Source organism: Hymenobacter sediminis (assembly GCF_003231285.1).
Taxonomy (GTDB): Bacteria; Bacteroidota; Bacteroidia; order Cytophagales; family Hymenobacteraceae; genus Hymenobacter; species Hymenobacter sediminis.
The window spans coordinates 476,969-499,778 of the sequence record NZ_QKNS01000001.1 but is presented as its reverse complement, the minus strand read 5'-3'; the positions used below and the strand labels follow the sequence as shown (position 1 = coordinate 499,778).

General features: G+C 58.2%; 22 protein-coding genes. 9 read left to right on the top strand and 13 right to left on the bottom strand.

All coding sequences use genetic code 11. The features are described 5' to 3' along the window. The first annotated feature begins 13 nt into the window (after positions 1 to 13). The gene (locus DNI29_RS02130; protein ID WP_123823036.1) at positions 14 to 541 is read left to right on the top strand and encodes an RlpA-like double-psi beta-barrel domain-containing protein; all 528 of its coding nucleotides are present in this window, start codon (positions 14 to 16) and stop codon (positions 539 to 541) included. 18 nt (positions 542 to 559) lie between these two features. On the opposite strand, the gene DNI29_RS02125 is transcribed toward DNI29_RS02130, so the two are convergent. Together DNI29_RS02125 and DNI29_RS02120 are read right to left on the bottom strand one after the other, a co-directional pair. Continuing rightward, complete coding sequence (locus tag DNI29_RS02125) at positions 560 to 1,579, bottom strand: hypothetical protein (protein ID WP_110976415.1); 1,020 nt, start codon at positions 1,577 to 1,579, stop codon at positions 560 to 562. A gap of 148 nt (positions 1,580 to 1,727) precedes the next feature. Next, positions 1,728 to 2,129 carry a hypothetical protein gene (locus DNI29_RS02120; RefSeq protein ID WP_110976414.1) on the bottom strand — a complete coding sequence of 134 codons (402 nt, stop codon included), beginning with the start codon at positions 2,127 to 2,129 and terminating at the stop codon, positions 1,728 to 1,730. Between the two features lie 146 nt (positions 2,130 to 2,275). On the opposite strand from DNI29_RS02120, the gene DNI29_RS02115 reads away from it, so the two are divergent. Beyond that, positions 2,276 to 4,336 carry a WG repeat-containing protein gene (locus tag DNI29_RS02115; RefSeq protein WP_110976413.1) on the top strand — a complete coding sequence of 687 codons (2,061 nt, stop codon included), beginning with the start codon at positions 2,276 to 2,278 and terminating at the stop codon, positions 4,334 to 4,336. A 14-nt stretch (positions 4,337 to 4,350) separates the two neighbouring features. Here DNI29_RS02115 and DNI29_RS02110 read toward each other — a convergent pair whose 3' ends face one another. Further along, complete coding sequence (locus DNI29_RS02110) at positions 4,351 to 4,800, bottom strand: DUF6799 domain-containing protein (RefSeq protein WP_123823035.1); 450 nt, start codon at positions 4,798 to 4,800, stop codon at positions 4,351 to 4,353. Between the two features lie 187 nt (positions 4,801 to 4,987). Between DNI29_RS02110 and DNI29_RS02105 the strand changes: the two genes are divergently transcribed. Further along, a complete protein-coding gene (locus DNI29_RS02105; RefSeq protein ID WP_110976411.1) occupies positions 4,988 to 5,317 on the top strand; it encodes a hypothetical protein in 330 nt (109 codons plus the stop codon). Between the two features lie 232 nt (positions 5,318 to 5,549). On the opposite strand, the gene DNI29_RS02100 is transcribed toward DNI29_RS02105, so the two are convergent. Further along, positions 5,550 to 7,085: a hypothetical protein gene (locus tag DNI29_RS02100; RefSeq protein ID WP_110976410.1), complete on the bottom strand. Its 1,536-nt coding sequence runs from the start codon at positions 7,083 to 7,085 to the stop codon at positions 5,550 to 5,552. 384 nt (positions 7,086 to 7,469) lie between these two features. On the opposite strand from DNI29_RS02100, the gene DNI29_RS02095 reads away from it, so the two are divergent. Both DNI29_RS02095 and DNI29_RS02090 read left to right on the top strand, forming a co-directional pair. Beyond that, on the top strand, positions 7,470 to 8,054 hold the full coding sequence (locus DNI29_RS02095; RefSeq protein ID WP_123823034.1) for a DNA-binding protein: 585 nt from the start codon (positions 7,470 to 7,472) through the stop codon (positions 8,052 to 8,054). 47 nt (positions 8,055 to 8,101) lie between these two features. Further along, on the top strand, positions 8,102 to 8,929 hold the full coding sequence (locus DNI29_RS02090; protein WP_110976408.1) for a DUF1206 domain-containing protein: 828 nt from the start codon (positions 8,102 to 8,104) through the stop codon (positions 8,927 to 8,929). A 158-nt stretch (positions 8,930 to 9,087) separates the two neighbouring features. Here DNI29_RS02090 and DNI29_RS02085 read toward each other — a convergent pair whose 3' ends face one another. Next, the gene (locus DNI29_RS02085) at positions 9,088 to 10,314 is read right to left on the bottom strand and encodes an NAD(P)-dependent oxidoreductase (protein WP_110976407.1); all 1,227 of its coding nucleotides are present in this window, start codon (positions 10,312 to 10,314) and stop codon (positions 9,088 to 9,090) included. Positions 10,315 to 10,537: 223 nt separating this feature from the next. On the opposite strand from DNI29_RS02085, the gene gcvP reads away from it, so the two are divergent. Then, positions 10,538 to 13,453, top strand: a complete 2,916-nt coding sequence (gcvP, locus tag DNI29_RS02080) for an aminomethyl-transferring glycine dehydrogenase (RefSeq protein WP_110976406.1) — start codon at positions 10,538 to 10,540, stop codon at positions 13,451 to 13,453. A 94-nt stretch (positions 13,454 to 13,547) separates the two neighbouring features. On the opposite strand, the gene DNI29_RS02075 is transcribed toward gcvP, so the two are convergent. Then, on the bottom strand, positions 13,548 to 13,844 hold the full coding sequence (locus DNI29_RS02075; RefSeq protein ID WP_110976405.1) for an SH3 domain-containing protein: 297 nt from the start codon (positions 13,842 to 13,844) through the stop codon (positions 13,548 to 13,550). Between the two features lie 212 nt (positions 13,845 to 14,056). Here DNI29_RS02075 and DNI29_RS02070 point away from each other — a divergent pair, with 212 nt between their 5' ends. After that, positions 14,057 to 14,659 (top strand): DUF4136 domain-containing protein, encoded by a 603-nt coding sequence (locus tag DNI29_RS02070; RefSeq protein WP_110976404.1) that lies wholly within the window; start codon positions 14,057 to 14,059, stop codon positions 14,657 to 14,659. A gap of 127 nt (positions 14,660 to 14,786) precedes the next feature. On the opposite strand, the gene lipA is transcribed toward DNI29_RS02070, so the two are convergent. Beyond that, a complete protein-coding gene (lipA, locus tag DNI29_RS02065) occupies positions 14,787 to 15,689 on the bottom strand; it encodes a lipoyl synthase (protein ID WP_202910377.1) in 903 nt (300 codons plus the stop codon). A 146-nt stretch (positions 15,690 to 15,835) separates the two neighbouring features. Continuing rightward, positions 15,836 to 16,633, bottom strand: a complete 798-nt coding sequence (locus DNI29_RS02060; protein WP_123823033.1) for a hypothetical protein — start codon at positions 16,631 to 16,633, stop codon at positions 15,836 to 15,838. Positions 16,634 to 16,748: 115 nt separating this feature from the next. Between DNI29_RS02060 and DNI29_RS02055 the strand changes: the two genes are divergently transcribed. Beyond that, on the top strand, positions 16,749 to 17,153 hold the full coding sequence (locus DNI29_RS02055; RefSeq protein WP_110976402.1) for an OsmC family protein: 405 nt from the start codon (positions 16,749 to 16,751) through the stop codon (positions 17,151 to 17,153). Positions 17,154 to 17,232: 79 nt separating this feature from the next. On the opposite strand, the gene ytxJ is transcribed toward DNI29_RS02055, so the two are convergent. From ytxJ to DNI29_RS02035, 4 genes are all read right to left on the bottom strand, one after another. Further along, positions 17,233 to 17,574 (bottom strand): bacillithiol system redox-active protein YtxJ, encoded by a 342-nt coding sequence (ytxJ, locus tag DNI29_RS02050; RefSeq protein WP_110976401.1) that lies wholly within the window; start codon positions 17,572 to 17,574, stop codon positions 17,233 to 17,235. An 11-nt stretch (positions 17,575 to 17,585) separates the two neighbouring features. Continuing rightward, positions 17,586 to 17,924 (bottom strand): hypothetical protein, encoded by a 339-nt coding sequence (locus DNI29_RS02045; RefSeq protein WP_110976400.1) that lies wholly within the window; start codon positions 17,922 to 17,924, stop codon positions 17,586 to 17,588. Positions 17,925 to 18,070: 146 nt separating this feature from the next. Continuing rightward, positions 18,071 to 18,397 (bottom strand): hypothetical protein, encoded by a 327-nt coding sequence (locus tag DNI29_RS02040; RefSeq protein ID WP_110976399.1) that lies wholly within the window; start codon positions 18,395 to 18,397, stop codon positions 18,071 to 18,073. Between the two features lie 59 nt (positions 18,398 to 18,456). Continuing rightward, positions 18,457 to 20,445, bottom strand: coding sequence for an alpha-ketoacid dehydrogenase subunit alpha/beta (locus DNI29_RS02035; protein WP_110976398.1), 1,989 nt, complete (start codon positions 20,443 to 20,445; stop codon positions 18,457 to 18,459). Between the two features lie 291 nt (positions 20,446 to 20,736). Here DNI29_RS02035 and DNI29_RS02030 point away from each other — a divergent pair, with 291 nt between their 5' ends. After that, entirely contained in the window at positions 20,737 to 22,020 is a 1,284-nt protein-coding gene (locus tag DNI29_RS02030) for a M16 family metallopeptidase (RefSeq protein WP_110976397.1), read from the top strand. A 93-nt stretch (positions 22,021 to 22,113) separates the two neighbouring features. Here DNI29_RS02030 and DNI29_RS02025 read toward each other — a convergent pair whose 3' ends face one another. After that, positions 22,114 to 22,779, bottom strand: coding sequence for a hypothetical protein (locus DNI29_RS02025; RefSeq protein ID WP_110976396.1), 666 nt, complete (start codon positions 22,777 to 22,779; stop codon positions 22,114 to 22,116). Positions 22,780 to 22,810: the final 31 nt, after the last annotated feature.

Here is a 22,810-nt window from a genome sequence, read left to right as displayed (position 1 = left end):
GAACCCAACTATCATGTCCATTGCGTTATTCCTACTGACCTTCCTATTCCCCCCCCGCACTGTTTCTGTCCCTGGCTTGGCCCTACCTTCTACGGTAGCTACGCTTAGCCCCCGTCCGGTAGCCATTGCGCTGCCGGTGATGCCCGCAAAAAAGGCACCCAAGACGCTGTCGTACCGCGTTACGGCTACCACCTACTGGCCCGAACCGGACCAGACCGATGACAACCCGATGGAAACCGCCGACGGCTCCATCATCCCAGAGCGCCACTCCAGCAAAACCCGCTGGCTGGCTGTTTCCCGCGACCTGCTTGACAAGTGGGGCGGCCCCTTCCGCTACGGCGAAAAGGTACGTGTCCGCGGTATTTCCGACGCCTTAGATGGCGTCTACATCATTCACGACACGATGAACCGCCGCCACCGCCACGCTGTGGATGTGCTGGTGAGTGAGCGGGAATGCAAGAAAAAAACCGGCTTCGAAGGACGCTGGACCAACATCAAGCTTACCAAGTACGCCGAAGAACCCACCTGGCAACCGGGTTAGGCTACGCTTTCTTTTTTCCTACCCGGCCTTCTGCGGGAAGTGCTCCAGCACCTGGGGCTGCCCGTCCGCATCATACAGGAAGGTGAGCGGCTCGGCCGGGTTGCGCAGAATTTCCTCTAACGGAATCTGCCACCGTTTCCACATTTCCAGCAACGATTGTCCGTAGGCGCTATTTTCCCAAGGGTTGAAAATAGAGGTCGTTACGTCGTCTATCAGCGTGTCCATCACGACTTCCGTATCACCCGGCCGCACGGCGCGGGGGTAGTAGTCGGGGATGACGTTGAGGATGTACGCGGCATAGTACACCCGGGCCTTGAACTCCGCAATCTGCACGGGGTGCAGGGGGCGGTAGGCATCCTGGTAAACCCGGCGCATGGCCTGCTGAATAATACCGTTATCGACAAGGCAGGCTACCAGCACGGCATTTCCGAGCTTGATGCTGAACCCCATGGTACTCAGGTCGTCATCATACTCAAAGGGCATGGTGTCCTCGCGCGGGTCGGCTTCCAGAACAAAGATGGAAGCGGGCGTGAAATCATCGTACTCCATGGGCACCCGCAAGGCCTGCAAGGGCTGAAAGAACGCCTGGAAGCGCCTCAGCAGCAGAGCGTTTTCGGCCAGCGGATACTGCGGCTTAGCCAACGGATCGAGCTCTGTGAGCAGCTCCGTGACCAGAATACCGTAGAACATTTTTCCCAGCCACAGAAACAGCGTCTGCTCATCCACCTCCCGAAAACCGGCTACCCCTTTCTCGGCCGCAACCTCCATCCGAGCTTCTAGTGGCTCGACGTGCTGGGTTCGGCACTTGGGGCAGCAGGCAATCCGCAGATCCTGATACTGCACAATACTCATGTCCAACAACTTAATCTGCCGCTCCTGCAGATTATAGCGCGTCATCAGCCAATCGGCGAAAACTGGTATGGTGTCCTGCGGGGGGGTAGTGGGCGTACCGCACAGGAAGCAGCGGTGCATGCTAAAACGCATCCCTTCGAAGGGGTCGTACAGTGTGAGGTCGTCGAGAGGCTGAATTTCAGACATAGGTACTGGAATGAGGCTGCAAAAGTACGGCGCACCCGCCGGAAGCAGTGAATACCTTTCGCCTACCCTATTGTTTGGCCTAAACCCAAAAAGCCCTGACTGTGCAAGTCAGGGCTTTTTGGGTTGTCAGGTTTCAGCGAAGAGCGGCTTAGCGCGAGAGGCTGGAACCGAGCTTGATAAGCAGTTTGCCTAACTGAGCTAGCGGGGCACTGTAGCCATCCGAGGTTTCGTCGGCTACTTTAGAAGTTTCAGCGCCCAGGGTGGCCAGCGTTTCGGCTATGTCGTGGGCCTCGGCATCGGAAGAGCTGAGCTGCTCGCGCAGGATAGTTAGCTCCTGAATAATTTTGGCCAGACCAGGGCGCTCAGAGGCGCGCAGCACTTCCGCCCACCGGTCAATTTCGGCCAAGCCTTTTTCCCCAGCTTTGTCAGGGGCACCGGCATTGAGCAGGTTCAGGGTATCCTCCAGCAGGGCCGAATTTTGCTGATCAGTAACGTCGAGCGGTACGGAAGGCGTAGCCGGAGTTTGGGGAGTTGAGGCGGTGGAATCCATAATAAAGAGGAAATCTACGGTTGAGGGAGAGGTAAACGTCTATACTTGCCCCGGCACGGAAAAGTTGGCACACCCCAATCGGAAAACGGCCGTACAACCCGGCGCGGCCAGTTATGACCGCGTTATTGCGCTCCTTCTATTACCCTATGCTGCACACCTACCAATCGGCTCCTTTTTCCTCTCCCTCCCGACAGCAGCAGTTTGAGGCGGTAGCTGCCGCCCTGCGCGCCGAGGCCGGAGCGCCGTACACGGTGCTGCTGGGCAACATAGCCCCCGATGCGGCCCGCCCCGACTACCGGCTGGATGCCGTGGTGGTGCGCCCGCGCAGCATCACAGTTCTGCAGCTGATACCTGCGGGCGGCCTGCTCCACATTCCGGATTTACGCACGGGTACGTGGCTGCTCGATGGTGCCCCGCTGGAGCTTCCCGACGATGCCGAAAACCCGTTCAACCGCTTCGAGCAGCAGCGGGCGGCTTTGGCTGCCTACCTCACGCCGCACCTCCCACCCGAGGCCGCCAACCTGCAGTTTACTACCGGGCTGGTGCTGTTTGGCGCCCCCGTGCGGTTTGGGCCGGAAGTAGAAGCGCGCATGGCCGCCGTGCCCGCCGCTTCTACCTTCCATTTGCTTCCTGACCCGGCCCGCTTCACTCGCCGCCTGGCCCAGTTGGCTTCCCCCGAAATCGACCTTACGCCCACTGATCTGGAACAGCTGTGTCAGAACTTGGGGTTTGCTTTGGATAACGAGGTAGCACCGGTTGACAGCCCCCTACCCCCTACCGCCTCGCCAGCTGAGGTGGCAGGACCCGCAACGTTGTTTCGGCAGAAGGCGGGGCAGTTGTGGCGGTGGCTGGGGGCCGAAGATGTGGATGAGCTGGACCGGCGCACCACAGGCTATGAGGTAGACCTGGAGGCACGCAGCCAGGAAAAGCAGGAGCTAGAGCAACTGCGCACTAGCCTGCAGGCCGACCTCAGCCAGCAGCTACAGGCCATGGAAACCCGTGAAACCGAGCGGGAGCAGCGCATTGCCCAACTGCAGCAGCAGCTGGCCGCTACCCCCGTAGCCGCCACCGAAGCCCCCGACCTGCAGCAACAACTGGCCGCCGAAAAACGCGAGAAAGCCGCGCTTGAATCATCCATTCAGGCTTATCGACAGGAGTTGGAGCGTCGCAACCAGGAGCTGGGCAGCAAGATTCAACAGCTGGAAAACCTAATTGAACGCCTCTCCTCAGCCCCGACAGTATTACCGCCAGGCAGCACGGCAATTCCGCCTACCCCTACCCTCCCCCCTGAGCCAGCCGCAACCCCGACACCGGCACCGCCTGCTGCGGAGCCTGCTGCCAGTGCTACCCCCATTAGCCCGGCCAACCCTACCGGTACGGCAGCACCGCCCCGTCGCCCTCAGTTTGGGCGGCCCGCCGAAGCGCGGCAGCAGTTTCTGGCTGGTCTCAACCGGTGGCGGCCCGCCCTGCGCCGGGTAAGCAGCGGCATAAAGCCTTGGTTAGCTCAGGTACGCCGCCAGCCGCGCCAGCTTGCATACATAGCAGGTGGCGGCCTGATGACCTTGCTACTGGCCGTGGGCATTACCCGTTGCGGAGCGCCAGAAGCACCAGTACCTTTTCAGCAGCAAGGCCGCTACGGATTGCTGACACCCGATGGCGACACCCTGTTACCCGCCCGCTACGCCCGCATTGATACCTTTCACCAGGGGAAGGCAGTAGTGGAGCTGAACGGCGTGTTTGGCTTCGTGCAGGATGATGGCACGGAAATCATCAAGCCCGCGTACGATGCCCTGTACCCCTACTCCGGCAGTTTCGCGCGGGCCAGGGTTGGCAAAGCCTACACCTTTATTGACACGGGGGGTGAGGAGTTCGGCGCCTATTACTATGCTGCCCGCGACTTTTCCCAGGGCTATGCCGCCGTGCTCGACTACCGGGGCTGGCACTACATCAGTGGCCCCGATGAGCCGGCTTCGGCCCCGGTCATCTTTCAGGAAGCCTATTCGTTTGATCAGGACCTGGCCCGGGTAAAAACCAAAGGCTACTTCACCTTTATCCGGCCCGAATACCTAGCAGATACGACGGTGGGCATGGCTCCTTTTGGGCGCTACGCCAGCGCCACTGATTTTGATGCTCAGGGCCGAGCCCGCGTAACGCAGCAAGGGCGCACGTTTTTCATTGATCGGGACGGCGACGAAGTGAAAGACTGACCTACCGCCAGGGCTCAATCATCGTCGTGTTTGTGCTTATGCTTAAACTTCTCGTGGCCTTTGCCTCTGCCTCGGCCCTTGCCTTTTCCCCTACCCTCCAGCCAGCGCCAAACAGCCTCTGAGTAGCTGACAGGGGCTGCCGGAGCGGCAGGGCGCGGGGCCACACTGGTGGCCAATAGCAGCCGGCCATCGGGCTGCGGACGGATAGCGACCGGCTCACCGAGCAGCGTGCAGCCTTGCCCGTCCTTCAGTTCGGTACGCTTTCCGTCGCGGGCTACCACAAATCCGTCGCGGGTGATGAGGCGGCCATTGGGTAGGCGCACGTCGCGGGTCATGGGCCGGGTTTCTCCGTTGCGAATCAGGTACATGCTTCCATCGCGCCGCTGAAAGCCGTCGTTGGCCTGGGCCACCGCCAGATGGGTAGCGAAGAGCAGGCAAGCCAGCAAAGGAAGTCGGAAAAGCATAGAAGCGGATTCAGGAAGAGAAAAGGGGTAGGCGGCAGTACGCGCGAGCAGTTCAGAAGTTGAGGGCACAAAGCACGGAAGAAAACTTTCACTATGGTTCGGGTTACCTTCCTAAGAGGCGGCTATTAAGCATTATACAACGCTAGCTGTTGTGCTTCACACCCTTTACCTTATTCTACACACGCCCATGAAAACCCTCTTCAAGTCCCTGTTCGTTGCTGCCGCCGTTGCTTTCTCCGCTACCTCTTGCACTCAAGAAGGCAAACAAAATGCTGAAGCCGCCGGTGAGCACACCGAAGCTGCCGCTGAAAACGTAGGCGACGCTGCCTCGGCCGAAGCTACTAACGCCGCTAACGAAACCGAAGCTGCCGCCGAAAAAACCGGTGACGCCATTGAAAACGCTGCCGACAAAGCCGAAGCCAAAACCGATGCCGCCGCTGCTGAAGTGAAAGCCGAATCCAAAGAGGCTGCCGCCGACGCCAAAGCTGAAATCAACGCTGCTACCAAGAACGACTAGTTCTGCTTCAGAGTAAAATGAAAAGCCCCGGCTACTACTAGCCGAGGCTTTTCGCGTTCTTAAGGGGTAGGCAAACGGTGAAGAACGTCCTGTCTCGCCCCGCGAGACATCTCGCTCGAATCGTTGGAGTAGCCTAGCAACGTTAGCACGCAAGATGTCTCGCGGGGCTCGACATGACGTTCAAGCGAAGTAGTTTGGGACCGATCAGCACCGCCTGAGGTGGACAGGGTGGCTACCCCGCTGGCACCGCTTCAGTGGCGCCGGCCAGTTCCAGCAGTACCTCATAATAAGGCCGGGACTGAATGCGGGCTTCGAGCCAGCTGTAGAAGCTCAGGGCCTGTAAGTCTTCTTGTTCCAAGGGCACAAAGGCCGGAATCTGAGCGGCCCGCTCGGCGAAGGCTGGTGTGCGGGCCAGCTCTGGCTCATCCACAATGTCGCGCACTAGCTGCAGGTAGTAGAGCACAGCCGCGTAGCCACCGCCATCGGGTCCGAACCGTTCTTTAATCAGCCGCTCAATAGCGCGCAGGCGGTTCAGGGCCAGATCGGGGTTGCCAAGTTCTAGCTGGGTCAGCATCTCACCCATATTGCGGTTGAGCACCCACTCTACCCCCATTTCCTGCTCGCACCAGTGGTCGGTGCGGCCGATGCCTAGCAAGGCCTGGTTGGTTTTCTGAAACTGTCCTTCGGCGAAGTAGTGAAAGCCCAACCCCAGCCGGGCCGTCAGTTGGTCGCGGGGTGAGAGGGGAGTGCGCAGAATGTCTTCCAGCAGCCGAATGCTGTCGGCGTTGCGGCGCAGGAAAGCATAGTTGGCAGCCAGCAGGAAGGTGTAGCGCGCCCGCAGCCCCGTCGATTCCAGCTTGGGTCCGCTTTCCAGCACCGCCCGCAGCCGCTCCAAATACTCCACCGATTCGCGGAAGCGGCGGGTACGGTACAAGGAATGCGCAATCATGTAGAGCAACCCTAACTGGGCCTCGCGGTGAGCCGGTTGAAAGCCGTGGCGCTTCTCCATGAGGTGGTAGCAGCGCATCACGAAGGGCGCAAACGAGAGGTAGTCGCGCCGTACCAACATGGCCGCTCGGGCAATCGACATGAGCCGGTAGAGCAAGGCCGGGCGCCGGGCAAAGGCTTCCTGCAGATCATACTCGCGCAGCACGTCCTGCAGAATGGTATCGAACGACTCTCCGGCCCGGCCTTTCACCCGCGCCTGCCGCAGCCGCTGCCGAATGAGGCTATCGGCAATGTTGGCGCGCTCCTCCTCGTCGGCGGCTTTTTTGTTGAGGTTGCGGCGCTGAATAATGTCCAGCAGGTCGTCGGCGTACTTGCTGCCGGCCTGGGCAATCTGGAGGTTATATACGGTGTTCAGCAGCTCATACTGCTCGTTCTGGCAGGCCAGCTTCTCGGCTTTGCGCACCGTGCTCCAGGCCAGGCGCGGCACGCCTACCTCAAACAGGTACTGGGCCAGAGTAAGGAGCCCGCGCACCGAGGATGCTGCCGTGGGGTCCTGCTGGCGCTGGCGCAGCAGCAGATAGTCGGTCAGGTGGCGCATAAGGCGCTTACGCAGGGCGTAGTAGGCCACCGCGTTGGGCTCCTCGGGGTAGAGCCGGGTCAGCAGTTCCTCGGTGGTGTATTCCTTCTGGTGCAGCAGCAAGTCGCAGAGGCGCACGTCCATCCGGCCTTTCTGCTTGCGCCGCTGCCGCTGAATAAACTGCCGAAACTCCTTGCACTCATCAGCCGAAAAGGTACTCAGGGTAGTTCTTAAATCATCCATCGGAATAAGGGGTCCACAAGCAATAATCAATGATACTCAATGCGGGGCATATTCCTGCTGAGCCAGACGCGGTTTTTGCTACCCCCTGCGCAATCCGCAACCTGATGAGCAGTTGCCACAGCCTGCACCGTCGGCGGCAAGCCAGAATCTTTTTATCTGTTGATAATTAATAGGTTAAATATCAGTAACACCACTCCACTCCGTTACTAGCAAAAGAATGTCGTACTGATGCCTACCCTAGTGCTACACAGCCAGCTTCTGGGCCCTTTAGCATGCTGCTTACTTCTCACTGTCCTTTCTCCAAACCCCCTAACCAAATAGCTATTGCTCACAATTATATAACTAATTAAATAATATCTATAACTTAATGCCAGACAGGGTGTTATGAGGACGTCGGCGGATGAACTTCGGATGGTAGGGAATACGGCGCTGCTGCGGTTGCCGAAAACGGCGCTGTTGTGCTCCCGCCAGTATCCGGTCAGCATTGAGCGCACTACCTACCTATGGGCCATGGAGCAACGCCAGCTGGGCTATTGCGTGGTATCGGGCTTCAACTCCCGAATGGAGCAGTCGGTGTTTCGGTTCTTGCGGCAGGATGTGTTGCAGCCCATTGTGTACGTGCTGGGCCGAGGCATTCAGCCCACGGTGCAGTTTGAGTATGAGCGGGATATTCAGTTGGGCCGACTGCTATTTGTATCACCCTTCGAACCCAATGTCAGCACCGTAACTCAGGAAACCTCCGACATCCGCGACTTACTTCTGGCCGACTTGGCCGACCGTTTTTTCGTCCCGTTTGTCAGGCCCGGCGGCAACCTAGACCGTCTGCTGCAGAGCGAGGCGGCCCGCAACAAACCCATCGTGACCCTCGACCTGCCCGAAAATGCGGCTCTTATCCGGCGGGGCGCCCGTATTTACCAGCCCCCGGGGCTGCTGGCGCACTCCGCTGCGGCGCAAACTAACCCTAGCTGAGCTTTCATGCGTAGAGTTGGCTGTACTTCATCCAACCTTGCTATTCCATGACTGCTTCTAACACTATTCTTTCCGCCGTCCCGACGTCGCCTTCCTCGGGCATTCGGGCGCTGGCCCGCTTTGGCTTCGCGGCCAAAGGCATTGTGTACCTGTTAATGGGCTTACTGGCGCTGCTGGCCGCCTCGGGCCAGAAAGGTGGCCAGACCGCCGATAAAAAAGAGGCGGTCCAGACCTTGCAAGACCTGCCTGGCGGACAAGTGCTGCTAGGTTTGGTGGCCTTCGGACTGGTAGGCTACATCGTGTGGCGCTTTACGCAGGCCCTGCTGGACACGGAAGACAAGGGCTCCGGCGCGAAGGGCATTGGCCGACGCCTGGGCTACGCGGGTAGCGGCTTACTTTATGCCAGCTTGGCTTGGTTTGCGGCCCAGTTGGCCATGAACGGCACCGCCAGTTCTGGCAGCAACGGTCAGCAAACCTTCACGGCCAAAGTGCTTAGCTGGCCCGGCGGCGAGTGGATTATCATGGCGCTCGGCCTGGCTATCATCGGAGGCGGCATCTACCAGATCTATCGGGCTTACTCCGGCAAGTTTCATAAGCACGTGAATGCCAGCGGCCTGCCGGCCAATCAGCAGCGCGTGGTGTACCGTACCGGGCAGGTAGGCTACACAGCCCGCGGCATTGTAATGGGTATTATCGGCTATTTCTTTGTGCAGGCGGGCCAACAGTCGCGCGCTGAGGCCGTGGGCACCACCGACGAAGCCTTCGACCTGTTAGCCTCCATGGGTCCGGTAGTGCTGGCTGTGGTAGCTCTGGGCCTGATGGCCTACGGCCTATATATGCTGGTGCAGGCCCGCTTCCCGGTGCTGCGCATCTGATCCTCATTCTCGATAAGGGCAACCAAGAGAGTACAGAGCTGCACACATTCTCTTACCCCCTACCCCTTGTATATGCCATGAACCCTTACCTCCATATGGGAAGTAAGGGTTCATGGCATATACAAGGGGTAGTAATATGAACCGCTTCTACGGTTTTCTTACTCAGATAACTCAGCCACGTAATCGGACAGATACTGATACCGCTCGGTAAGCTGGCCGTTGCGCGCAATGGTGGCGCGTTCTACTACCTCATCTGCGCCGCCTTCATGCACTAGGTGGGGTAGCACATTATCGATGAGTTGGCGGCCAAAGTCGCGGCTGGCATTGCGGGGCAGCTCGCAAGGAAGGTTGTCCACAGCCATGACGGTAATATTGCCGGAACGAGAATACGCCGGCTCCAGCTCTCGGGTCTGACAGTTGTAATCGAAGGCAGGCTCCTTGATACTGCTGGCCCGCTTCGTCGTCGGGATGGAGCCGTTTACATCGCAGGTGACGTCGGCAATGGTATTGATGCGGAAGCCGGGCTGGCAGATGTCGTCTTCGGTGAACAGCCGCGGGGCCGCGGGGTGCCAGTAGGCGCAAGCAATCAGCAGATGGGTAACGGGCAAGAAGTTCTGAAAAGTCGATTCATACTCGTGCGGGTTGCGGTGGAAATCGGGCGTATCCCACACGCGGCCGTCGCGGCGGCGGTTGTAGTCGGAGCTGCGCAGTTGGGTGTACACCGGCTCGTTGAACTCCAGATAGAGGTAGTCATACACGCTCACGCGCCGGATGCGCATCATATTTAGCACCTCCACGGCGCCTTGTGCTACCCTACCCGAGCCAGTTACCGCAATTTTGATGGGTGGCAGGCGCTTCACCTTGAAGAACTCTTCCTGCATATCCTCCATGTCTACGCACTGGTAAGCGGGCTTCAGCTGGAAGAGGTTGTGCTTGCGGCCGTAAGTAAGCAGGCCGTTGTAGGCCCCCACTATGCCGGCCCAGCGCCCAAACGCCACAATTCGCTCCCCCTGTTCGTTGGTGAGCATTTCGTAGTCAATCAGGGTAATGTTCTTGGCCAGCACCTGGCGTAGCAACTCCTGGTTCGCGGGCTGTTTCTTAACGGTGTGCGAAAAGAAGAGGTAGGTTTTGTTGGGAATGAGCTGTGCTACGGGCACTTCCTTCACACCCATCAGGATGTCGCAGTCTGATACATCGGGGCGCACTTCAATACCCAGGTCGCGGTACTCCTGGTCGGAAAAGCAACGAATGGGACTTTCCTGCACTACAATTTTCAACCCCGGAAAGCGAGCCTCAGCTTCGGCGCATTTCTTGGGGGTAAGCGGTACCCGCTTGTCGGGTGGAACTTTGCCTTCGCAGATCAGGCCAACGGTGAGGTGACGCATAAGGGTAGGAATGGGTGGGTATCGGGCCTAAATCTGCGGAAAATACTTGAGCCTCTGATGAGGTAGGGTTACGGCGGGCAGGCGGGGTGGGCCTTCTTCAGGTCTGTCGGAACAACCTCAAACTTTTGCTGGTTTTAGGACGGAAGCGTGAAAGCTTTTCGCGCTACCTTTGTATGGGCTCTGCCTAGGGGCCTGCTCTGTTGCCACCCTCACCCTTGTTTTTATGTTGCTTCAACCCAAGCCCGCCGATGTATTCGTGGACCGCCATAATGGCCCCGACGAAGCTGCGGTAGCTGAAATGCTGCGCACCATTGGCGTGGCGTCGATTGACCAGCTCATCGACGAAACTGTGCCGGCCGCCATTCGCCTGAAGAAGCCGCTGAACCTGCCCGCTGCCCTCACGGAGCGGGCTTTTTTGGCGAAGTTCAAGCGTATTGCCGGCCAGAATAAGCTGTTCAAAAACTACATCGGTCTGGGTTACCATGATACCCAGCTGCCGGCCGTAATCCAGCGCAACATCCTGGAAAACCCGGGCTGGTATACAGCCTACACCCCCTACCAGGCCGAAATAGCCCAAGGCCGTCTTGAAGCCCTTATCAACTACCAGACCATGGTAATTGACCTGACGGGCCTGGAAATTGCCAACGCTTCCCTGCTCGACGAAGGCACCGCCGCCGCCGAGACGCTGCACATGTTCCATTCCCTGACCAAGAAGAAGAATGCTACCCGCTACTTCGTTTCGGATCAGGTGCTACCCCAAACCATTGACGTGCTGCGCACCCGCGCCACGCCCCTGGGCATTGAGCTGGTGGTAGGCGACCACCGCACGGTTGACCTCACCGATGAGTCGCTGTTCGGAGCCATCCTGCAATACCCGGCCGCCGATGGTGCCGTGTACGACTACACCGACTTCATCTCGAAAGCCCACGACAACAACCTGTTCGTCACCGTAGCCGCCGATCTGCTGGCCCTCACGCTGCTTACGCCTCCCGGCGAAATGGGTGCTGATGCCGTGGTAGGTAACTCCCAGCGCTTTGGGGTACCCATGGGCTACGGCGGACCGCACGCCGGTTTCCTGGCTACCAAAGATGCCTTCAAGCGCGTAATTCCGGGCCGTATTATTGGCCAAAGCATTGATGCGGCCGGCAATAAGGCCTACCGCATGGCCCTGCAAACCCGCGAGCAGCACATCCGCCGCGAAAAGGCTACCTCTAACATTTGCACGGCCCAGGTGCTGCTGTCGGTGCTGGCTGGTATGTACGCCGTGTACCACGGTCCGCAGCGCCTCCGTCAGTTCGCTGCCAATGTACACGCCCTGACCCAAACGCTGAATGGCGCCCTCACTGGCATAGGCCTGGAGCAAACCAACGAGCACTATTTCGACACGCTGGATATCCAGTTGGAAAGTGCCGAATTGCAGCAGGCCATCCGCCAGGAAGCTGAAGCTGCAGGCATCAACTTCCGCTATTTCGGTGAAAACCAGGTAGGCATTTCCCTGCACCAGAACACCGAAATTGAGGATGTGCAGGACATCGTGGCTGTGTTTGCCAAGGTGTTAGGTAAAGACGCGCCCCAGGTTTCCCTACCCGCTGAGGTGTCGGTAAACTGGACGGACGAGCTGATCCGTAAGAGTGAGTACCTGACTCACCCCATCTTCAACTCGCACCACTCCGAGCACGAGATGCTGCGCTACATGAAGCAGCTGGAAAACAAGGACCTGAGCCTGGCTCACTCCATGATTCCGCTGGGCTCGTGCACCATGAAGCTCAACGCCACCGCCGAAATGATTCCGGTAACCTGGCCGGAAATCGGTGGCTTGCACCCCTTTGCTCCGCGTGAGCAAGCCCAGGGCTACGCCGAAATCTTCCGTGACCTGGAAGCGTGGCTGTGCGAGGTAACCGGCTTCGCTGCCGTGTCGCTGCAGCCTAACTCTGGGGCACAGGGTGAGTATGCTGGTCTGCTGGCCATCAAAGGCTACCATGATGCCCGCGGCGACCAGCACCGTAACGTGGCCCTGATTCCGGCCTCGGCTCACGGCACCAACCCCGCTTCGGCTGTTATGGCCGGTATGCAGGTAGTGGTAGTAAAGAGCACCGAGGAAGGTAACATCGATGTGGAGGACCTGAAGGCCAAAGCTGCGCAGTACGCCGACAAGCTTAGCTGCCTGATGGTGACTTACCCCAGCACGCACGGCGTGTACGAGGAAACCATCATCGACATCTGCCAGACCATTCATAACCACGGCGGCCGCGTGTACATGGACGGCGCCAACATGAATGCCCAGGTAGGTCTTACCTCGCCTGCCACCATTGGCGCCGACGTGTGCCACCTGAACCTGCACAAAACCTTCTGCATCCCGCACGGCGGCGGCGGACCTGGCGTGGGCCCCATTGGCGTAGTAGCCGACTTGGCTCCCTACCTGCCCGGTCACGTGTTAGTAGATGCCGATGGCCGCACATACGGAGCGGTTACTTCGGCTCCCTGGGGTTCGGCCAGCATTCTGCCTATCAGCTACGCCTACATTTCGATGATGGGCGGCGAAGGGCTAACCCAGGCTACCCGCACCGCTATTCTGAATGCCAACTACATCAAGGCCCGTCTGGAAGCACACTACCCCGTGCTGTACACCGGAGCCAACGGCCGTTGCGCTCACGAAATGATTCTGGACTGCCGCCAGTTCAAGAAGGCCGGCATTGAGGTAGAAGACATTGCCAAGCGCCTGATGGACTATGGTTTCCACGCGCCCACCGTATCGTTCCCGGTAGCGGGCACGCTGATGGTGGAGCCCACGGAGTCAGAAAGCAAGGAGGAGCTGGACCGCTTCATTGAGGCCATGATTGGCATCCGTAAGGAAATTGCCGCCGTGGAAGAAGGCCGCGCCGATCAGAAGGACAACCTGCTGAAGCATGCGCCGCACACCGCTGCGGCTGTGCTCACCGCCGACTGGAACCGCCCCTATACTCGCGAAGAGGCCGTGTACCCCACCGAGTACGTGCGCGCTGCCAAGTTCTGGCCCACCGTGGCCCGCATCGACTCTGCCTACGGCGACCGGAACCTCATCTGCGCTTGCACCCCCGTGGAGCAGTACGCCGATGCCGAGGAGAAGCTGGTAGAAACTGATAAAGGCCCTTCGTACTAACGCACGGACCACCACACGAAAAAAGGCCCGGAACCACTGGTTCCGGGCCTTTCCGTTTTCCGATAAGTGTGTGAAGAGCTCTACCTAGTGGTGGCTATTTTTGTGCGAAACAGGTGCGGTACATATAGCCGTTCTGGGTTTTACCGTCGGCCGTTACGCGCACTTTTACAAAATAGGCATCCACCGTATCCATCACTTGCACTTCGTTGCCTGAGGTGATGGTAGTGAGCTGCTGGGAAGTTTTGGTCATGCCATCATATAGTACACATTCCACAACCGTGTTGTGAGCTACTGGGCCGCTCGAAGCCCGATTAGAGCGGGAATCGGCGCTGGTGGCGCTGCAGGAGGCTAGTAAGGCAGAAGCGCCCAGGCAAAGTAGAGTTTTCTTCATAAGAGAATTAACGTGGAAAAGGCTTCCCAAAAGATAGGGATATTTTAAGCTGAAAAGGAATTATCCAAGTCAGATTCCTCGCGCAATTATTCTGCAAGCAGCCTACTTCAGCGGGAACGACCAGTACGCTGCAGCTGTTTATTGAGCAGACCCGGTTCGGGAGCCAGATTTCTGCCGCACCCACGGGTTTTCATTCCTACTGATTTCTTCCTATGAACCGCATTCCCAAATTCTTGACCCGTCCACTGGCGCTGTCGGTGCTGGGTTTAACCCTGCTGCTGGGCGCCAGCGGCTGCGCTACTACCGCGCGCGTGGGCGTGACCTCTGACTTCGACCATTCAGTGAACTTCCGCGCTTACAAAACCTGGGCTTGGTATCCGCAGCAGCCCACCGATACGGAAGGCGGCCCAGCCAAAGGCTACGAGTCGTTCCTCGACAAACGCATCCGTACGGCTGTAGAGCAGCAGCTCAACGCTAAAGGTCTGTCGCAGGTTGACAAAAACCCTGACGTATATGTGGCTTACAGTGCCCGCGTGGAAGACAAGCAGCGCAGCACCGGTGGCTACGGCCCCTACGGCTACCCCTATTGGTACGGCTATGGCTTCTATAACCGTGGCTTTAACCAGGGCGTTATTGATTACAAAGCAGGCACGGTTATCCTCGATTTTGTGGATGCTCGCCGCAAGGAGCTAGCCTGGCGCGGCCAGGGCCAAGCCCAAGTAGATAATCAGACCATCTCTGAGCCGGAAGTACAGCGTATTGTAACCAGCATTCTGGGCAACTACCCTCCCGGAGCTGAGCAAGCCCGCCGCTAATCTGTCGGTAAGCTCTCGGAAACCTGTTTCGCGTGGCGCGAGACAGGTTTTTTTATGCCCTCACTAAACTACAAGGCCTACCCCCTGAAGAGGAGGTAGGCCTTGTAGTTTGTAACTATGACAGAGCTTAGATGGGCACGTTTACGTGGCGCTCGGCGTGGTAGCTAGAGCGTACCAGCGGGCCGCTTTCTACGTATTTGAGGCCGCGCTTCAGTCCTTCTTCCCGGTAATGGGCAAAGAGGTCGGGGTGGATAAACTCGGCTACCTCAATGTGGCGCTTGGTAGGCTGCAGGTATTGGCCCAGAGTCAGGATGTCCAAGCCATTAGCAGCCAAGTCGTCCATGGCCTGGTACATCTCGTCCTTGGTTTCGCCCAGGCCCAGCATAATACCCGACTTAGTACGCTTGCCAGCCTCCTTCGTACGCCGAATTTGCTCCAGGCTACGGTTGTACTTGGCTTGGGGCCGCACGAGGCGGTAGAGGCTGCCTACCGTTTCCATATTGTGCGACACTACCTCCTGGCCGCCGGCAATCATAGTAGCTAAGGCATCCCAATTGGCCTTCACGTCCGGAATCAGGGTCTCGATGGTAGTAGTGGGGCTGAGCAGCTTAGTTTGCACTACAGTTTCGTACCACACGCTGGCACCACGATCCTTCAGCTCATCGCGGTTCACAGAGGTAATTACCGCGTGCTTCACACCCATGAGCTGAATAGCCTCGGCTACCCGGCGGGGCTCGTCGAGGTCATACTCGGTGGGGCGGCCGGTGGCTACGGCACAAAACGAGCAGGAGCGCGTGCACACGTTGCCCAGAATCATGAAGGTAGCCGTACCCGCGCCCCAGCACTCGCCCATATTGGGGCAATTGCCGCTTTCGCAGATGGTATGCAGTTTATGTTCATCCACCAAACGGCGGACATTAGCGTAGGCAGGACCCACCGGCAGCTTCACGCGCAGCCAATCGGGCTTGCGTGGCTTGGCGGGCGCTACGGGCGCAGCCGCCTCGGGCTGAATGATGGGCAGGGTCAGCAACAGTTCATCCATGCTGCAAAGGTAAGGGGGAATAGGTTGCGGGTACTCAGCCTCTAAGACAATTCCGCCTGCCTTGTGGTTTCGTGAGTTTCCTGGAAAAGCCAACGGCCCCCGCAGCAGTGCTACGGGGGCCGTTTTTCACTTTGTTAATTTCGGCTGCCTAAGTAAAGCGTCAGATAAACAGAGGGCAGAAATTGGTCGTTCAGGTCTTTATCGGGGGTGTCAGCTACACGAATGATAACGGGGTCTTTGGTGTAGGCTTCAAGCAAAAAGCCTACCTCTACGCCTGCCACGGCATCCCGATACCGGCCGTACTCGAAGCTTAGTGCGCCCCGCAGGTGTGCCCCAATAAGCGGTTTTGTTTCGCCAGCCCCTGAAAACAGCGGCGCACGGTCCACGATCCGGTCGGGCACGTTATGAATGTTAGGGTCATACTGCTCATTTCGAATATCAGATGCCGCAATTGACTGGCCAGGGGTAATACCGTAGTCGTAACTTATATAATATGGCATGAGCAATCCGATGGAAGGTCCAGCTGATGCTAGCACATTCACCTGTACCCCCGATTCGGGTGCTTTACGGAATACTACGCGTTGCAGACCTACCGAGGGCCTAAGGGCAAAAAAATAGTTGCTTTTGCCAACTACTGTTGTGCCGCCATAACGACGAGTTAGTTCCTTCTGCTCCTTAGGGTGCTTGATTTCAACGCCCTCTATGCTCCAGAAGCGCGACCAGTCTTGGTTAAGCACGCGGGTAGAACGCACGCTTACGCCCCCAATCAGGCCGCCTCGGGTGTTGAAGTTGACGCCGTACGTAAACTCTTTCTGGTAGGAGGGCTCGTCGTTACGGGAGGAAACAGCCAGACCTTGCTGGGCCTGCGCGGCCGGAGCGGCAGCCAATGCCGCCAGTAGCAAACCGCAGCCTAGGACAAATGATGTACGCACGGGAAGGAACAGAGAGGGGCGATGAAAGAATGACAGGCCAGCCGGCACCTGACCGTCAAGCCTACCGAAAGTACGTAAATTTACCCGCATACACTTGCCTACATTTCAATTTCCTATGAGCACTGCCACTGCCCGTTACGCCGGCAACTTACGCACCGAAGCTACCCACGTAGCTTCCGGCAATACCATCCTCACCGACGCTCCCGTGGACAACCATGGCCGGGGCGAAGCCTTTTCTCCTACCGACTTAGTTAGTGCCGCCCTAGGCTCGTGCATGATGACGATCATGGGCATTGTAGCTGAGCGGCACCAACTGGATTTGACCGGTGTACGCTGGGAGGTGACCAAACACATGGCAGCCGAGCCCCGTCGCATTGGCCAGATTGACCTTACGTTTCACCTGCCGGCTACCCTCTCAGAAAAGGAGCAAGCCATTTTGGAAAACGCAGCCCGCACCTGCCCAGTAGCCCTCAGTCTGCATCCCGACATCCGCCAGGAAGTACAGTTCGTGTATGAGTAACAAGGTGAGGAGGTGACAGGCAATAGGTGACGGATGAACAGAATTCATACCCAGCCACTCTTTACCTGTCACCTCACCACTATTTTACCATTTGGGCTACTTCGCTGAGGCGGATGCCCATGTGGGAGGCATCGTAGCTGCACTCGCCGTTCTGGATTAGCAGCAGTTGGGGCGACTCGTGGCGGACGCCGAACTTCTCGGCAATTTCGTTGGAAATGGGGCGGTAGCGCAGCAAATCCAGGTAGTAGAGTTTGGCGTTGGTCAGGCCCGCGTCATCCCACTGGCGCTCTACTTTGCCTTTGGCGGCAGCGCTGATGGAGCAGGAGGTGCTGTGCTTAAAGATGATAACCGGGTGCTCGAACGATTCACGAACGATATCGGTGAGCTGCTCGGCTTCGGTCAGGGGTTGCCAGGAGGTCATGGGGGTAGGAATTACTGAGAACTGGAATCTTTCTTTTTCCGCAGACGCAAACTAACGCGCGTTGGTTCGCTTACGCGGGGCGTACCCGTGCGGTCAAACTGATACGCAGCCTGGGTGCCTGTGGGTTTAATGGTAGCCTGCTTGCCAGCCCCACCGTGCTTCAGCTCGGCCTTGGTCACGGTCAGGTGCGACTCTTTGTATTCTGCTTTGAACCGCTCCGCCTCCCGCAGCGCCCGGCGGTTGGCCGCCCGCTGCTGGGCTGGGCTCGTTGATTCCAGCTGGGCCCGGGCCTCGGTGGCAGTCATCAGGCCCGCCGATACCAAAGCTCCAATAAAGAGGTAGCGCCGCATAGTGGTAGAAATAGAAAGTGATGATACCTAGTGAAGAAACAAAGAAAGAGCACGGAAGGTCACAGGCCCCTACCCCTACGCAAGGCCGTAAACCCCGGTCAACTCAAAGCCAATTAGTTTGTCAGCGGCCTGTTCGCCAGCCGAATTTACTGTAGAAACTCAGGCAGCATGATACCCAGAATCTTGCGCTGTCCCACTTTGCGCTTAACCTTACGACGCTCGTATTTCGGCTTTTTCAGAAGGCCGTTTTTATCGTAGCTGTTCTTCTGGGTTTTTACGGCTTCCTTTTCCACGTCCAGCGCCCGCCCGTCGGCCGATTGGTTATCGACGTTCTTGCCCTTCTTGACCTTGGGCTGGGGTGGTCCAGTAGGGCTAGGGATGCGGTACGGACGGCAGGCCGAAGCCACTGCCAGCGCCCCTACTAGCAGCAGCAGGGGTAGGCGGCGCGGCCCGGGAGCGGTAAATCGTTTCATCAGCGGGCTAGTCAGCTTCTTGCCAAGGAGAAAGAAGACACAAATTACGGATTTCAGGCCTAGTAGCTCCGCAGTTTCGCTACCGTTTCGCGCAGGCGCTGCTGGGGCAGAAACACTTTCTCTAGCGGCGGCGCGAAGGGCACGGCTGTATCCAGGGAAGCTACGCGGTGCACGGGCGCATCGAGGTGGCGGAAGCAGTGCTCAGCAATCCAGGCCGCAATTTCACCACCTAGGCCGCCTATCAGGGTGTCTTCGTGCAGAATAATCACACGGCCGGTTTTCTCCACGGTCTGGCGCACGGCCTCGGTGTCCCAGGGCAGTAGGGTACGCAGGTCCAGAATGTCGGCCGAAAGCCCTACCTCATCTGCTAGCGCCAACGCCCAGTGCACGCCGGCTCCGTAGGTGATAATGCTCATTTCGTCGCCCTCGCGCACCAACGCGGCCTTTCCGATAGGCGTGGTGTAGTAGGCATCGGGGACCGGCGCCGTAATGCTGCGGTAAAGCAGCTTGTGCTCGAAGAACATAACCGGGTTTGGGTCCTCGAAGGCAGCGCAGAGGAGGCCCTTGGCATCCACAGGGTTGCTTGGAAACACCACTTTCAGGCCGGGTGTATGCGTGAACCAGGCCTCGTTGCTTTGGCTATGAAAGGGCCCGGCGGCCGTACCCGCGCCAGTGGGCATGCGCACTACTACATCGGCATTCTGGCCCCAGCGGTAGTGGCTTTTGGCGAGGTTGTTTACAATCTGGTTGAACCCGCAGGTCACGAAGTCAGCGAACTGCATTTCTACCATGGACTTTTTGCCCTTGATGCTTAGGCCCAGCCCCGCGCCCACAATAGCCGACTCGCAGAGAGGCGTGTTGCGCACCCGGCCCTTGCCAAATTGCTGCACAAAGCCTTCGGTAATCTTGAAAACGCCACCGTAATCGGCAATATCCTGACCCATCAGCACTAACTCGGGGTAGCGCTCCATGCTCTGGCGCAGCCCGTCAGATATGGCATCGACGTAGCGCTTTTCGGTGGCCGGTTGTGAGTTGCCAGTTGCCAGATTGAGGGAAGCATCAGGCTCAAAGGGCTGGTACATATCGGCTAGCTCCTGCTGGGGGTTGGCGGTGGGCATGGGGGTAGCATCGGCAACGCGCAGGCCTTCCTCAATTTCGCGCTTAATGGTTTCACGGTAGCGCATGCGAGCTTCTTCGTCCAGAATGCCTTCCTGCAACAGCCACTTTTCGTAGTTTTCTACCGGGTCTTTTTGGGCCCACTGCTCAAACAGCTCTTGAGGCACATACTTGGTTCCGCTGGCTTCCTCGTGGCCACGCATGCGGAATGTGAGAGCCTCCAACAGCACCGGCCGGGGATTCTGGCGCAGGTCCTGGGCTAGGCGGTGCACAGTGTCGTATACTTCCAGTACGTTGTTGCCATCTACCTGCACAGCTTCCATGCCATAGGCAGGACCTTTATCAATAAACTGCTTAAAGCGAAACTGCTCGTTGGAAGGCGTGCTGAGGCCATAGCCGTTGTTTTCGATAATGAAAATGACCGGCAGCTGCCACACAGCCGCCACGTTCAGGGCTTCGTGGAAGTCGCCCTCTGAAGCGCCACCGTCGCCGCTATAAGTCACCGTTACCTTAGGCTTGTCATCCAGCTTATCGGCCAAAGCAATGCCGCCCGCCACAGCCAGCTGTGGACCCAGGTGCGAAATCATGCCCACAATGTGGTGCTCGTTGGTGCCGAAGTGAAACGACCGGTCGCGCCCCTTGGTAAAGCCGGTGGTTTTGCCCTGCCACTGCGCAAACAGCCGGTCGAGGGGCACGTTGCGGCCCGTGAACACCCCCAGGTTACGGTGCAGAGGCAGGATATACTCGTCGGACTCCAGAGCCAGGGTGCTACCCACCGAAATTGCTTCCTGCCCAATGCCCGAAAACCACTTGCTGACTTTGCCCTGGCGCAGCAGAATGAGCATTTTTTCCTCAATCATGCGGGGTTTCAGCAAGCCGTGGTAGAGGTGCAGCAGCGTATCGTTAGAGTAATCTTTCCGGTCGAAGTTCATCAGGAGTCAGCAGGAAGTGATGGGTAGGGCCAAAAGTACGGGTTTGGCGGGGAAGCGGAATTATTAGCTGGGCTTTATAGAATCGGTTGCTGTTGAGCATCTACACTTCGGGGCTGCTTTCCCTCCTACCTATCTTTTGTGTCCTAACCATTATCCCTTGGTCAACTACTTCCACTTTCCATTGCCGCACATATTTTCCTCTTACCCCCTCAGCCGCCTGAAACTTCTGTTTTGGGCGGCTGGTTGTTTATCTTACTGCCCCGTTGGGGCCTACTCCCCTGCTGACTTTCTATGATTCATTTCGAAGAATTTACCCTCGCCAACGGCCTGCGCTGCATCGTGCACGAAGACCATACTACCCCTATGGCCGTGCTCAACGTGCTCTACAACGTAGGCTCCCGCGACGAGGATCCGGCACATACCGGCTTTGCTCACCTGTTTGAACACCTGATGTTTTCGGGCTCCGTGAACATCCCTAGCTACGACGAGCCTCTGCAGTTGGTAGGCGGCGAAAACAACGCCTTCACCTCCCCCGACATTACTAACTATTACCTCACCCTACCCGCCGCCAACCTCGAAACCGGCTTTTGGCTGGAGTCGGACCGGATGCTGAGCTTGGCTTTCTCGGAAAATGGCTTGGAGGTGCAGCGCAAAGTGGTGGTGGAAGAGTTTAAGCAGAACTACCTAAACCAGCCCTACGGCGACGTATGGCTGAAACTGCGTCCCCTAGCCTACCAAAATCACCCTTACCAGTGGGCTACCATTGGGAAAGAAGTTAGCCACATTGAAGACGCGACCATGCAGCAGGTGCGCGACTTCTTTGCCAAGCACTACTCGCCCGCCAACGCCATTCTGGTAGTAGCCGGCGACGTGACCGTGGCCGAAGCCCAACGACTCGCCGAAAAGTGGTTCGGCCCCATTCCTAGCGGTACGCGCTACGAGCGGCGCCTACCCCAGGAGCCGCGCCAAACCGAAGCCCGCTTCCTGGAAGTACAGGCCGATGTACCACTGTCGGCTCTCTATAAAGTGTACCACATGCCCGGCCGCTCCGCCGATGGCTATTATGACACCGATCTGCTAGGTGATGTACTCGGCCGGGGCAAATCGTCGCGCCTGTATCAGCGGCTGGTGAAGGAGACGCCGCTGTTCAACTCTATTTCAGCCTCCGCAACGGGTTCCTTTGAGCCGGGCTTGCTAGTAGTGAGCGGAAAGCTGAACGCGGGCGTAACGCTGGAAGAGGCTGATGCTGCAGTAGAGGCTGTAATAGCCGAGTTCCGTGCAGCCGAAGTACCGGCCGAGGAACTCGAAAAGGTAAAGAATCAGGCAGAAGCCAGCATTGTATTCAGTGAGATTGAGCTTCTGCACCGCGCTATGAACCTTGCCTTCAGCAAACTGCTAGGCAGCGCCGACCTGGTAAATCAGGAAAGCGCCAAGGTGCAGGCCGTAACGCCCGCCAGCGTGCTGGCCGCCGCGCGCGAGGTGCTGCGCCCCGAGAATTGCAGCACGCTTTACTACCGGGCCCTACCCTCTGCCCAAGCCCCAACCGAGGCGACACTGGCCCAGATGGAAGAATAAGCAGCCCCTCGAAAATCAACCCAAACAGAAAAGCCCACCCGATATTCCGGGTGGGCTTTTTAATTGATAGAACGTAAAGCGCGCGAAGTTGGCTTACCAACCACTGCCGCCACTGCCCCAGCCATCGTCTGCTTTCTTCTTAGGAGCAGCTTTCTTTACTGGGGCAACCGTTTTCTTGGTAGTAGAGGTAGCTCCACCACTTTTTGTAGCAGAGGAAGCACCAGCGGCGCTGGACTTAGGAGCCGCAGCCGGGGCAGGGGTAGCAGCTACGGGGGCGGGCTCTGGCTCAACAACCGGAATGATAGGAGCCGGTGCCGGCGCCGTAGGTACCGGGTCGTTAGCACGCACAGTACGGCGCACATAAGGTTTCAGGGGACGGCCACGGTAGTCGGTGGTTACCCGGCGGGAAGGAGCAGCCGAAAAGCCTGGTGCCAAGCTGGCACCAATAGGCTGCATTTCGGCAGCGGGCGCCGACGAAGCGGAGGCACCGCCAGCAGCGCCGCCCCAGTCGCCGCTACCCGAAGCGGGTGCAGCGGTAGCCGTTGGAGCCGGAGCGGCGGCAGGTTCAGCAGCCGGAGCAGTGGCAGCTGCCTTAGGAGCAGCCGTCTTCTTGGCAGCTGGAGCTACTGATTTTTTAGCCGGAGCTCCCCAGCCATCAGAAGAGGTATCCCAGCCGTCCGACGACTTCTTTTGGGCAACTGCCGGCGCGGCCAGCAATACACCACCAATCAGCAACAGTGGGAAGAATTGACGAGTCATAAAAAAAGTAAAAGCAGATTCTTACCGCAAA